This window comes from Pseudomonas putida, from assembly GCF_016406145.1.
Lineage (GTDB): Bacteria > Pseudomonadota > Gammaproteobacteria > Pseudomonadales > Pseudomonadaceae > Aquipseudomonas > Aquipseudomonas putida_E.
This window is the reverse complement of the sequence record NZ_CP066306.1, coordinates 62779-75944: the sequence shown is the minus strand read 5'-3', so window position 1 is coordinate 75944 and position 13166 is coordinate 62779. Positions and strand designations below refer to the sequence as shown.

Annotated in this window: 10 protein-coding genes; 7 read left to right on the top strand and 3 right to left on the bottom strand. The window is 55.4% G+C overall.

The window, feature by feature from the left end:
- Positions 1-34: 34 nt before the first annotated feature.
- From JET17_RS00345 to JET17_RS00330, 4 genes are all read left to right on the top strand, one after another.
- Positions 35-460 (top strand): RcnB family protein, encoded by a 426-nt coding sequence (locus tag JET17_RS00345; RefSeq protein ID WP_012312021.1) that lies wholly within the window; start codon positions 35-37, stop codon positions 458-460.
- A 739-nt stretch (positions 461-1199) separates the two neighbouring features.
- Positions 1200-1601: a hypothetical protein gene (locus tag JET17_RS00340; RefSeq protein WP_012269857.1), complete on the top strand. Its 402-nt coding sequence runs from the start codon at positions 1200-1202 to the stop codon at positions 1599-1601.
- Between the two features lie 81 nt (positions 1602-1682).
- Positions 1683-3080, top strand: a complete 1398-nt coding sequence (locus JET17_RS00335; protein WP_230491487.1) for a hypothetical protein — start codon at positions 1683-1685, stop codon at positions 3078-3080.
- A 189-nt stretch (positions 3081-3269) separates the two neighbouring features.
- Complete coding sequence (locus JET17_RS00330) at positions 3270-3797, top strand: hypothetical protein (protein ID WP_012269855.1); 528 nt, start codon at positions 3270-3272, stop codon at positions 3795-3797.
- Positions 3798-3898: 101 nt separating this feature from the next.
- On the opposite strand, the gene JET17_RS00325 is transcribed toward JET17_RS00330, so the two are convergent.
- From JET17_RS00325 to JET17_RS00315, 3 genes are all read right to left on the bottom strand, one after another.
- Positions 3899-4222 carry a hypothetical protein gene (locus tag JET17_RS00325; RefSeq protein WP_010951457.1) on the bottom strand — a complete coding sequence of 108 codons (324 nt, stop codon included), beginning with the start codon at positions 4220-4222 and terminating at the stop codon, positions 3899-3901.
- Between the two features lie 117 nt (positions 4223-4339).
- Complete coding sequence (locus tag JET17_RS00320) at positions 4340-5014, bottom strand: heavy metal response regulator transcription factor (RefSeq protein ID WP_003253420.1); 675 nt, start codon at positions 5012-5014, stop codon at positions 4340-4342.
- A 488-nt stretch (positions 5015-5502) separates the two neighbouring features.
- A complete protein-coding gene (locus JET17_RS00315) occupies positions 5503-6846 on the bottom strand; it encodes an OprD family porin (protein ID WP_003253422.1) in 1344 nt (447 codons plus the stop codon).
- Positions 6847-7249: 403 nt separating this feature from the next.
- Between JET17_RS00315 and JET17_RS00310 the strand changes: the two genes are divergently transcribed.
- The 3 genes from JET17_RS00310 to JET17_RS00300 all read left to right on the top strand — a co-directional run bounded on the left by JET17_RS00310 (position 7250) and on the right by JET17_RS00300 (position 13026).
- Positions 7250-8521: a TolC family protein gene (locus tag JET17_RS00310; protein WP_010951456.1), complete on the top strand. Its 1272-nt coding sequence runs from the start codon at positions 7250-7252 to the stop codon at positions 8519-8521.
- Between the two features lie 68 nt (positions 8522-8589).
- Positions 8590-9840, top strand: coding sequence for an efflux RND transporter periplasmic adaptor subunit (locus JET17_RS00305; protein WP_010951455.1), 1251 nt, complete (start codon positions 8590-8592; stop codon positions 9838-9840).
- A gap of 24 nt (positions 9841-9864) precedes the next feature.
- Positions 9865-13026, top strand: coding sequence for a CusA/CzcA family heavy metal efflux RND transporter (locus JET17_RS00300; RefSeq protein WP_010951454.1), 3162 nt, complete (start codon positions 9865-9867; stop codon positions 13024-13026).
- The last annotated feature ends 140 nt before the right edge of the window (positions 13027-13166 follow it).

Genomic DNA, 13166 nt, shown 5'->3' with positions numbered 1-13166 from the left:
CGCCGGACGTGTACATGCAAAGGATCGACATACGATGAAAAAAACCCTCTCCGTGCTCTGCGCTACGTTGATGCTTAGCGTACCACTGGCCAGCTTCGCCCAACCCGGCCCGCCCCAAGGGCACGATGGCGACCGCTCGCATCAGGGCCAAGGTCATCCGCAGCAGAGCAAGCAGCCAGGCCACCCGCAACAACATGGCAAACCCGGCAACGGCCAGGCTCAGTCCTACCGTAATCCAAACTTCCGTCCACAACCGGGGATGCCGGTACCTCACCAGCAATGGAAGCGTGGCCACGTGGTAGACCCGCACTATCGCAATGACCGTTACTGGGTGACCGACTGGCGCGCCCGGCACCTCTCGCCGCCGCCCCGCGACCACCGTTGGTTGTACGTCAACGGCGACTACGTGCTGGTGACCATTGCTTCCGGGGTGATCGTAAACATCCTCAGCGGTTACTAAAGCCGTATAAAACCAGCCGCCAACAAAAAGCCCGCTTGCGCGGGCTTTTTGGTAAGAACAACCTGTGTAGGTTCACAAAATAGGTGATAGGCCAGACCCCGTGAAATTGGAATCTTCGCCATTTTTTTTGTGAAATGAAGGGGTGCTTTTCACAGAAAAGCCGAGAAATCCCTACTCACCAATCACAAAAGTTGATTGGCCTGGAAAGGGCCGTTTACGACCGACGCGTGACTTTTCGGTAAGGGATGAGGAGTAGTCGCAGCGATCCTTTAGCTCCTAGTCTGGCGACCTTGGGTTCAGAATCCGACTGGCAATGCCCGCCGTCACTACTTCAGAGGAACCAGCTTCCTCTGCTGCCAAAATTGCGGGGGGCTCATGCTGGTACCCAGGCCCGACAAATGCGCAGTTGCAGCCCTCAATTGCAAGGCTATCCAAAGCGGCACGCGTGTCAATCAAGATCTGATGCATGACGATGGCCGGCCTCACGGAGGTGAAACCGGAGATTCAGATTGACTAAACCGACCCCGTAGACACCAACCTCCACGAAGGCCGCTATCGACCCAAAGCTGTCCTTCAAGAAAGGCAGCTAACGGCGAGAAGCGGTCATTTTGTATCTACAGGTTTCGGGGCGATTCACTCGTCTGATGCTCAGGAGCACCAGGATGGGCGTCAAGGAGGTGGTCATCTTGAGGTGGACTATGCTGACCAGTTGCTCTCAAATCTAATCGTGAGGTCCTCCATGGCAAACCCCAATCTGCTGGCTCTATTCAGAGATGAAGTCCTTCTGACCGGGCCTGAAAGCTCCCTTCCAAGCAACCTATCTCAGTTCTGGCTTGAGGAGCTCCAGAGTCATCTGGAGAGGTATTTCGACGGTTTGAACTCGGATTCAGATGCAGAAGAGAAGGATCTCGACATCTCTCTCCCACTCGCAGCGATCATCCACATCTTGTTCGCGAAGAATGGTGGGGAGGAGATATCCGAGAGCTCTGAAAAGCTGTACGAGTATTTCCAAGACTACCGGCTCGAACTGGCCCTTGAAGAGATCACGCGAAAGACTCATGTGGCTGCCGAGGCTGCAACCATTGAGACCATCTTCACCAACCGAGATGTCCTGGTGGAACAAGGCCCCCTTCTTCAATAGGTACCTCCACCGATGCCATCGCCGGCGGGCACGCTCCGAGGCATTGATGGAATGCATTTTGACGGCTGCCGAGATCAGCGAATGAAAGAAATTGCTGCGCCGATGTTCGATCTAATCGCTTTGTCGCTTCCACGAGGGTTGGGGTTTGGGGACAGCCCGCCAGTAGGGGCATGGCTTAGTGAGGACGGAATTTCTTGTGCCGCTCTAACCCGAAATATCCATGCCGGCAGCTTCGGAATTGTCACCTTGCGGCGTCGTGTCGATAGCGTGTGGGTGCTCCTCAGCCATAGTGAGCGCACCACTGGCGAGTCTGAAGCCCGCGCCTCAATCAGCCATTTTCTCTATACCCAAGCCCATCCGCTTCCACTCCCTTCAGGTGAACGACGACGTGCTCCTCTAAGCAGAATGGGTAAGCGCACACCAAGCGTGGTGTTCAAATCACTATTTGATCCAAGCCGCCGTATTGGGGCGTGGGCGCTGAATCAACTGTATCTCGCACTGCCATCCCCAGACAGAAATTGGGTTCCCGATTGCCAGACTGAGAATTTTCACACCCGCCTCTGGGAAGCCCACCTATTAGCGATTTTTCGTGAACAGGGACTCTTGGTCACCCAGCCTAAAGAATCACCCGATTTTCACATCGAGAATAGGCTGGGAGATGAGGCCTGGGTTGAAGCAGTGACAGCCAACCCGGAAGAGCGGTATGAGCATTTTGGCGCCTCGCCGGTCCCCCCACCCGCTGACCGACATGAGCGTTTCTTAGGAGCGGCTGCAGAAAGGTTTGCGAGGACCATCCAAAACAAATTGGACAAGCGTTACGAATCCCTACCGCACGTGGAGGGTAAGCCGCTCATTCTGGCCTTAGCCGATTTCCATGCGCCCAGTTCAATGCTGTGGAGCAGGGAGTCGCTCATCAGCTATCTCTATGGCTTTGCAGTTCACTCATCTGCGCATCGTGGTACGCACCTGATAACTGTGGAGGAAGAGACATCTCTGCTATCAGGGCGCCCCAACGGCCTATTTACGCTAATGGAAAATGCCCATCTTTCAGCGGTCATTTTCACCAATGCCTGCACAGTGCCAAAGCTCAGCCGAGTGCCGATCTCAGGTGGAGCTCATCTAGACGGGTACCGATACTTGCGGTTTGGTGAGTTTTTCGACCGTTCTCCGGGAGCATCACGAGGTATCCCATTTCTGTTGGATGTAGCGTCCAGCGACTACGGTCAGCTCTGGCCGCAATATGGCTACGAGCCGTGGTCTGCTGAAGTGGAGGTATTCCATAACCCTATGGCACTATACCCGGTGCCTAATGAGTTGATACCAGAAGTCACCCACTGGAGAGAAGTAAACGGAAGAGTCGAGTGCGAATCTTTCTTTGATGTATCCATACTCCGATCCAGAACACTCGTCCTCAGTGCAAACGCTAAGGTTCCGTCACTCGATGAGTTGCTGACAGCAGCCAGTCCTCCAGAGCTCTGACGGCGGCGGGGTGGCCGCATCGTTGCCACGCAGGTAGATGAGAATTTCTCAGCAAGCTACCCAGCCAGGGGAAGGACATGAGATCCCCTGCGCAATTCAGGACCGTTGAAGCGTCACCTCTCTTCGGGTAAAAGCATGACCGTCATACAACGCTACAACAGCGTCATACCCGAGAGCATAGGAAGAAAAATGTCGATCCAAGGACTAAAACGATACTTTGGAAACAAGATTCACGCAGTGATAATGATGGCCCCGCTTAAGCGGGAAATGATACGCCTCGGCATATGCACCCTTATGGCGATTATTCTGAATATCATCTTGTATACCGGCGTTGAAGTAGACGGCACCATCAAGCCGTGGGCAGAAACCCCGATAAAACTGTTTGCATCGTCGATGTTATTCGCCTTCATGATCAAGGCTTTTCTGCCAGTTCTCGGCTGGACGATACTGAAAGCAATGCTGTTGAGTGCGAACAATGCCTTCAGCGGCATACTGAGTTTTTTGGGCAATCAGTTCACAGGCGTCATGTACTGTACCGGAATTATTATGGGTTCTATCACGATTAAATTGTATATGGTTTCCGGGGTTTTAGACTCTGAGTTTGCTTATCTGTCCGCAATCGTATTTGCTTCCGGGGTTTTATATTTCTATGTGCTGCAATGCGCCATTCAAAAAACAATGAGTCCGGCCCTGCGTACACCAGCAGTACCGCGTTAAACCACTAGGCTGTGACTATTCATCTCTGGTGCTCAGTAGGCGCTCGCTCTGCTGAACCCTCACCCATACACAACCATTAATGGACTGGCCCGCCTTCGACTTTATGAAGAAGGCGAGCGAGCACGTGACTGATTGCGCATGTATTCCGAGATGAGACTTTCGAAATTGATGTCCGCCTCCTCAACGAGAATATTGACGTGACAGTACAGCTCTTCAGGACCTCTGAGATAATTGAAAATCCTTGATCTAACGATGCCGCAAACCCCTTCTTTGACCGCCGTAGAGGGGAGGTTGATAACATCGCCAACGCACGGGATAAGAGCTAGGCCATGGTCGCTGTTGAAGACAATGTCAGCTGGACAGGCATCAATGCTGGCATCGGATTGTCCTTGCGAAACCTGCTGATAATCAATGCTATACCTCATGTACAGCCTACCTCATTTGTTGAGTGAGGAATCAGCGCCGCGGATCGTAAACAGAAACCTCAAGTTCGCAAGCGACGGGAGCATGTAGCGGATTTTCGGTACTAGAGAGCTTGGCAACTATCGTTTTTCAAGCACATACCCTACGCCCCGAAGCGTATGTATCAGTTTGGTCTCGAAAGGGTCATCTATCTTGGCTCTGAGTCTTCGAATCGACACCTCTACAACGTTTGTGTCGCAGTCAAAATTCATATCCCAAACCTGCGAAATAATTTGGGTGCGGCTCAGCACCACACCGGTATTACGCATCAGGTAATGCAGTAACGCGAATTCTTTCGTGGTCAGGTCAATGCGCTGACCGTCCCTGAATGCCCTGTGCCGGCTCTGATCAAGCTCCAGGTCAGCGACGCGAATGACCTCTACGGATGCAGGGTGATCTGACCTGCGCATCAAGGCGCGAACCCGGGCCAGCAGCTCAGGGAACTCAAATGGCTTGATCAGGTAGTCATCTGCTCCGTTCTCCAGCCCCCGGACCTTATCCGCCAGCCGGCTTCTCGCCGTCAGCATCATGATACGGGAAGGGCAGTTTTTACGACGCAACAACTCAAGGACCTGCCAACCGTCCATCTCTGGCAGATTTATATCCAGGATAATCAGCTCATATTCGTGCTGCTTAGCCAAGAATAATCCATCTGACCCGGTGTGGACGCAATCTACGACATAGCCACATTCCGTCAGACCTTGACGCACATACTCCGCAGTTTTTACTTCATCCTCAATTACCAGAATTCGCATGGGATTTTGTCTCGATATCACTGAGCAATTAACCGCGCACGCGCGCCGGCATTATTGAAAGGGATGGTAAATCAAAATGAGCGTGCCGGGGCTCAAATGACGGATTTGTAATTTCTAGGTAATACAGTTGATAGTCTGGCGGTATATCTTGTCGCGGTTTGGGTTTGACAGTTGCGGGCCCTCTCTCCAGCAGGTGATTTGACCTTATGAAGTATTGGGTTATTTTCTTCTTTGTGCTGGCTTCGTTCCGCTCAGATGACGGCGAGGTCGCTCACATTGAAGAGACTGGTCATTGGTGTAGTCATGAACTTCACCGGCATGCGATGCGTACAATCGAACGCCTACTTGAATTTTAGGCAAAAAAAGGCGCCCAATGGGCGCCAAATATCCACCTTTTACCAAAGGAGCACTTAAGCCACTCAAGGTGAATTCGTAATGCTCGTTTTACTAATAGGACCAGTTAATGAATAACTGGTCCAGTTAGCGAATTACAGAATCGAAAGCGGGTACTCAATGATCACACGGGTTTCATCCAGATCCGATTCGAATGCAGTGGCACGTGTGGTTGCCTGGCGCAACCGGAAGGACAGATCTTTTGCTGGACCGGTTTGGACAACGTATTTGACTTCGACGTCACGCTCCCAACGCTTCTGATTGTCGAGCGGGTTGCCGTTGTCATCAGTGCGCATGTAGAACTGGTTAGCGTTCGAGTAATCCGCGCCCGAGCCTCTGGCGTAGCGGGTCATGAACGTCAGGCCTGGAATGCCGTAGCTGGTGAAGTTCAGGTCATAGCGCAGCATCCAGGAACGCTCTTTCGGCGAGTTGAAGTCGCTGTACTGGATGGAGTTGTCGACGAAAATCGAGTCCGACTGACGCAGGTAGTCAAAATCGTCGTCGCCGTTGTTGCGCTGGTGCGACAGGGCTAGGGTATGGGCACCGTAACGCACGCCGACCTTGGCACTCCAGATGTTGTTGTCGAATTCACCCAGGCGCTTCTTACCTTCATCTACGGCTTTGTAGTAGTTGAAGCCACCGATCAGCGCCAGATCGTCGCTCAGCGGGTAAACCACGCTGGTGCCGGCGTAGTACTGATTCCAGACGTCTTTCAGCTGGCTGGCGTAGACGCTCACAGTCCAGTTGTCGTTGATCGAGTAGTCACCGCCACCGTAACCGATCCATGGCGAGTTGACCGGGCCGCCGTAGAACGTCACGAAGTTGTCGTTCAGGTTGCTTGAGACCGGCTGGCTCATCGCATGCAGACGACCACCCTGCAGGGTGAGGCCTTGGATGCTGGTGTTCTCAACGGTCACGCCGCGGAAGCTTTCTGGCAGCAGGCGAGAGTCGCCGGATGCAACGACCGGAGTCGATGGGAAAACATCACCTACTTTCACGATGGTATCGAACAAGCGGACTTTGGCTGCGCCGCCGACCTTGGTGTATTCGTCGCGAGCTTCGCCCTTGTTATCAACGGGTAGCACGTCGAAGGAGCTACGGCCGCCGTTGCGCCCATCACCGGTGTCGAGCTTGAGGCCGATCATGGCGAAGGCATCAACGCCAAAGCCAACGGTTCCCTGGGTAAACCCAGAGTTGAATTTGCTGATGATCGCGTGCGCCCAGGCTTCGGAGTAGCCGTTGGTGTTGCCCTTGCCACTGTTATAAGTGGGGGCAGTGCTGTCGCGGTTATCACGGTTGAAGTAGAAGTTACGGTTCAGCACTGTAAGGCTGCTGCCTTCAATGAAGCCTTCTGGCTTGTCTTCTGCCTGTGCCGAAATAGCATAGCTTCCAGACAGCGCAGAAACTGCCGCCAAATACAGTGGTACTTTGATTTTCATCCGATGCTCCTTTGATTCACGGCAGTTTTTATTATGTTTACCGGCGCGGGTGTCGTTAATTGTTCTGACCAGGCGGCGCGCCTAGCGTAGCGCGAGCTCATATTTGCAGGCCGAAGATAACGGGGGGGTGATAGGAAAATTACAATTTCGTCATCTACCTGTTGTTCGGGCCTTCGCACCGCGTGTTTGCCATCTCCGTTGCTTGTAACGAAATCATCGTGTCGGGTTTGGTTTCCCAGTATTTTCGGGCATTACAGGACATTCTTACGGAATTGTAATTTTCTAGCCACCCCTCTGATAGCTACCGCTCATTAGAGTGCCATCACCTAATCAAGTGGGGCTTGGCAGCTGTTTCGGCGTTCTCGCCAAGCTTTATCGAAGTTTGTGCACGAGGACCATCAAAGTGCCCCGGTATAACCGCAATGTCTTACCCAAGACCCCCGTCTCGCCCTGGAAGATCGCTGCACTCTGTGCAGTCATCTCTGGGTTGATGGCGCCTGCAGCCCTTGCCCAAAGCATCAGCTTGCCCCAGGCGCTTTCGACGGCCATGGATGCCAACCCAGACCTGGCCGCGGCCAGGCAAGAAATTGGGATCGCTGATGGTGCTCGCAAGCAGGCCGGGCTTATCCCCAACCCCACAATCTCGTATGACGTGGAAGACACCCGTCGTAACACCAGCCAGACGACTGTCTCTCTCAGCCAGACCCTTGAGCTGGGCGGTAAGCGGGGGGCTCGTGTTGACGTCGCCACATACGGGCAGACCGCCGCACAGCTTGAGTTAGACCGTCGCGTTAACGGCCTGCGTGCAGATGTCGTCCAAGCCTTTTACGCCGCGTTGCGGGCCCAGACAGGTCTCGACCTGGCCAAGCAATCTCTCGAACTGACTGAGCGCGGTCTTCGCATCGTCGATGGCCGTGTTCGCGCAGGTAAGTCGTCCCCAGTGGAGGCGACCCGCGCTCAAGTGCAACTGGCCGAAGCCCAGCTGCAAGTTCGACGTGCAGAAACGGAAAAAGCGACCGCTTACCAACAGCTCGCTCAAATTACCGGGAGCTCAGTCACCGTGTTTGATCGACTCGAATCGCCAACCCTCTCCCCGGGCTTGCCACCTCGCACTGAAGATCTGCTGGCTAAGCTCGACCAAACAGCAGAAATGCGTCAGGCCGTGGTGCAGATAGACAAGAGCGATGCCTCGCTCGGCTCAGAGAAAGCTCAGCGTATCCCGAACCTTACTGTCAGTGTAGGTAGCCAGTACGACCGCTCTGTGCGCGAGCGGGTCAACACTGTGGGCCTGTCTATGCCTTTGCCGCTGTTCGATCGTAACCAGGGCAACATTCTTTCCGCTTCTCGTCGTGCAGATCAGGCCCGGGACCAGCGCAATGCTGTTGAGCTGCGCCTGCGCACCGAAACCCAAACCGCGTTGAACCAATGGTCCACCGCCATGCAGGAGGTCGAGTCCTACGACAAGACCATTCTGCCTTCAGCCCAACAAGCCGTAGAGACCGCAACCCGCGGCTTCGAGATGGGCAAATTCGGTTTCATCGAAGTGCTGGATGCCCAGCGCACCTTGATCGTCGCTCGTGGCCAATACCTCGAATCGTTGGCAGCGGCGACCAATGCGCGTGCGCAGGTGGAAAGGGTTTATGGCGAAGTCGGCTCAACCGCCGGCACTCGCTGAACGGGCCAAACATTTTCTTCGGCACACAGCCTTGAACAAGCCGGTGCCTACGATCAGCAGGAGTAGCAATGGATAACAAACGCAAGATCGCCCTCGCGGTAGCCGCTGTGGCAGCCCTCGGATTTGGCAGCCTTGCCTGGAACAACAGTTCCGGACAGCAGGCCGCCAGTACTGCCGAGCATGGCGCTAACGATGGCCATGGCGACGAAAAGAAAGCCGCATCTGCCGCCAAAGAGGAAGGTGATGAGGGCCATGGTGAAGAAGGCCACAGCGAAGAGGGCGGTGAAGAAGAGGGCAAGCTGACGCTCAGCGCTGAACAGATCAAGGCCGCTGGTGTTGCCCTGGAAGCTGCAGCGCCTCGTGACCTCGGTACCGTCGTGAGCTTCCCTGGCGAAATTCGCTTCGACGAAGATCGTACTGCCCACGTGGTTCCTCGTGTTCCTGGCGTTGTTGAGGCTGTCCAGGCCAACCTGGGCGAGACGGTCAAGAAAGGGCAAGTCCTCGCGGTAATCGCCAGCCAGCAGATCTCTGACCTGCGCAGCGAACAACAGGCCGCACAGCGTCGCGTCGAACTGGCGCGTGTGACCTTCGAACGTGAGAAGCAACTGTGGCAGGACAAGATCTCTGCAGAGCAAGACTACCTCCAAGCACGCCAAGCGCTGCAAGAAGCGGAGATCTCCTTGGCCAACGCCAAGCAGAAGGTCGGCGCAATCGGTGCCTCGGTTAACTCCGTTGGCGGTAATCGTTACGAGCTCCGCGCTCCCTTCGACGCCGTGGTAGTGGAGAAACACCTGACCGTCGGCGAAGTCGTCAGCGAGGCGACCAACGCCTTCATCCTTTCCGACCTGAATCAGGTCTGGGCGACCTTCGCAGTTCCGCCGACAGATCTGGGCAAGGTCACGACTGGCCGTGCAGTGAAAGTCTCTTCGCCTGACATGAACGTCGAGGTCGAAGGGAAGGTGGGTTATGTCGGCAGCCTGCTGGGCGAGCAAAACCGTGCAGCTACTGTCCGCGTCACCTTGACCAACCCCAACGGCGCCTGGCGTCCAGGCCTGTTCGTAAACATTGCGGTCACCTCCCAGACCGATCGAGTTGCCGTAGCGGTCCCTGAGCACGCTGTGCAGACCGTTGAAGACAAACCTTCGGTATTCGTACGCACCCCAGATGGCTTTGACACCCGCCCGGTAAAACTGGGTCGCCGCGACAATGGGTACGTGGAAATCATCGACGGTATTGAAGCCGGCGCCCAGGTAGCAACCAGTGGCAGCTTCACACTCAAGTCCGAGCTCGGCAAAGCTTCTGCCGAACACGGTCACTGATGCGAACTGACAGGATGATTTCTCATGTTTGAACGTATCATCAGATTCGCCATCGAGCAGCGCATCGTAGTAATGATCGCCGTTCTGATCATGGCGGGTATCGGTATCTACAGCTATCAAAAGCTGCCCATCGATGCGGTACCCGATATCACCAACGTCCAGGTGCAGATCAACACTGCAGCGCCTGGTTACTCGCCCTTGGAAACCGAACAACGGATCACGTTTCCAGTTGAAACGGCCATGGCCGGTCTCCCGGGCCTTCAGCAGACCCGTTCCCTGTCTCGCTCTGGCCTGTCTCAGGTCACCGTGATCTTCAAGGATGGCACTGACATCTTCTTTGCCCGCCAGTTGATCAACGAGCGGCTGCAGGTTGCGAAGGAACAGCTGCCAGAAGGTGTAGAGGCCGTCATGGGTCCGGTATCTACCGGCCTCGGCGAGATCTTCCTGTGGACTGTTGAAGCCGAAGATGGCGCGGTCAAAGAGGACGGTACGCCGTACACCCCGACCGACCTGCGCGTGATCCAGGACTGGATCATCAAGCCTCAGCTGCGTAACGTCCCGGGTGTGGCCGAGATCAATACCATCGGCGGTTATGCCAAGCAGTTCCTGGTTGCGCCGGATCCAAAGCGCCTGGCTACCTACAAGCTGACACTCAATGACCTGGTCGCAGCGTTGGAAAGTAACAACGCCAACGTCGGTGCCGGCTACATCGAGCGTAATGGTGAACAGTTGCTCATCCGTGCACCGGGTCAGGTAGGCAATATCGAAGACATCGCCAACATCGTGATCACCAGTGTGGATGGTGCACCGATTCGCATCAGCAGCGTTGCTGACGTCAGCATCGGTAAAGAGCTCCGTACAGGTGCTGCTACTGAGAACGGCCGCGAAGTCGTGCTCGGTACCGTGTTCATGCTGATTGGTGAAAACAGCCGCACCGTATCTCAAGCTGTCGCCGCCAAATTGGCGGACATCAACCGCACCCTGCCAAAGGGCGTGGTGGCTGTGACTGTTTACGACCGTACCAACCTGGTTGAAAAAGCCATCGCGACGGTGAAGAAGAACCTGGTGGAAGGCGCGATCCTGGTTATCGCCATTCTGTTCCTGTTCCTCGGCAACATCCGTGCGGCTCTGATCACCGCGATGGTGATTCCGCTGTCCATGCTGTTCACCTTCACAGGCATGTTCAACAACAAGGTCAGTGCCAACTTAATGAGTTTGGGGGCACTCGACTTCGGCATCATCGTCGACGGTGCCGTGGTTATTGTAGAAAACGCGATCCGTCGACTGGCTCATGCGCAACATAAGCATGGCCGCATGCTCACCAAAACCGAACGCTTCCACGAGGTCTTTGCCGCGGCGCGAGAAGCTCGCCGGCCGCTGATCTTCGGTCAGCTGATCATCATGGTGGTGTACCTGCCGATCTTCGCCCTCACCGGCGTCGAAGGCAAAATGTTCCACCCGATGGCCTTCACCGTTGTGATGGCGCTGCTGGGTGCAATGGTCCTGTCCGTTACCTTTGTTCCTGCAGCTATTGCCATGTTCGTCACTGGCAAGGTGAAGGAAGAGGAAGGCGTGGTCATGCGCACAGCTCGACTGCGCTATGAACCGGTTCTGCAATGGGTGCTGGGACATCGGAACATCGCTTTCTCGGCCGCAGTAGCCTTGGTCGTGCTCAGTGGTTTGCTGGCAAGTCGTATGGGTAGCGAGTTCATCCCAAGCCTCAGTGAGGGTGACTTTGCGATGCAGGCCATGCGTGTGCCTGGAACGAGCCTCACTCAATCTGTCGAGATGCAGCAGCGTCTGGAGAAAGCGGTGATTGCGCAGGTGCCTGAAGTTGAGCGGATGTTCGCACGCTCGGGTACCGCAGAAATTGCATCTGACCCGATGCCGCCGAACGCCTCTGACGCCTACATCATGCTCAAGCCTCAGGATCAGTGGCCTAACCCGAAGAAGCCTCGTGATGAGCTGATTGCTGAAGTGCAGAAGGCCGCAGCGGGTGTTCCAGGAAGCAACTACGAGTTGTCGCAGCCAATCCAACTGCGTTTCAACGAGCTGATTTCGGGCGTGCGTAGTGACGTCGCTGTGAAAGTCTTCGGCGATGACATGGACGTGCTCAACAACACCGCCAACAAGATCGCGGCAGCGCTCAAAGCGGTCCCGGGCTCATCGGAAGTGAAAGTTGAGCAGACATCCGGCCTGCCGGTGCTGACCATCAACATTGACCGCGAAAAAGCAGCACGCTACGGCCTGAACATCGCGGATGTTCAGAACTCGATCGCTATCGCCGTGGGTGGCCGTCAGGCCGGCACGCTGTATGAGGGCGACCGTCGGTTCGACATGGTAGTACGCCTACCAGAGACCGTTCGCACCGACGTAGCGGGTATGTCCAGCTTGCTGATCCCGGTACCTGCCAATGCGGCACAGGGTGCCAATCAGATCGGCTTCATCCCGCTGTCCCAGGTCGCCAATCTGGACCTGCAACTGGGCCCGAACCAAATCAGCCGCGAGAACGGCAAACGTCTGGTTATCGTCAGCGCCAACGTTCGAGGCCGCGATCTGGGGTCCTTCGTTGAGGAGGCGACCGCATCGCTGGACAAGAAGGTGCAAATCCCTGCGGGCTACTGGACGACTTGGGGGGGCCAGTTCGAGCAGCTGCAGTCGGCTGCCAAACGCCTGCAGATCGTTGTTCCAGTCGCCTTGCTGCTGGTCATGACCTTGTTGTTCCTGATGTTCAACAACCTGAAGGACGGCATGCTGGTCTTCACCGGTATTCCATTCGCACTCACCGGTGGTGTTGTGGCGTTGTGGCTGCGGGACATCCCACTGTCGATCTCGGCAGGTGTCGGCTTCATTGCACTGTCCGGCGTTGCAGTACTGAACGGCCTGGTGATGATTGCCTTCATCCGCGGGCTAAGGGAGGAGGGACGAACGCTCAGACAGGCAGTCGATGAAGGTGCATTGACCCGTCTGCGACCTGTTCTGATGACAGCCTTGGTAGCGTCCCTGGGCTTCATCCCGATGGCTTTGGCCACCGGCACCGGTGCCGAAGTTCAGCGGCCATTGGCGACGGTGGTGATTGGCGGGATCCTGTCCTCCACCGCACTGACCTTGCTGGTACTGCCTGCCCTGTATCACTGGGCACACCGCAAGGATGAAGACGGCGACGAGGCCGAAGTGGTTAGCTAACAGCCTCCGCTAAAGAGAAGCCCACAACACGTGTTGTGGGCTTTTTTGTTTAAAGTGAAGTAGATGCACTTACCTTTCAAAATTGTAAGTTTCTCGTCATGCCGGTGATGCCTATGCATTGCTAAGGTTACGCCCGAGAA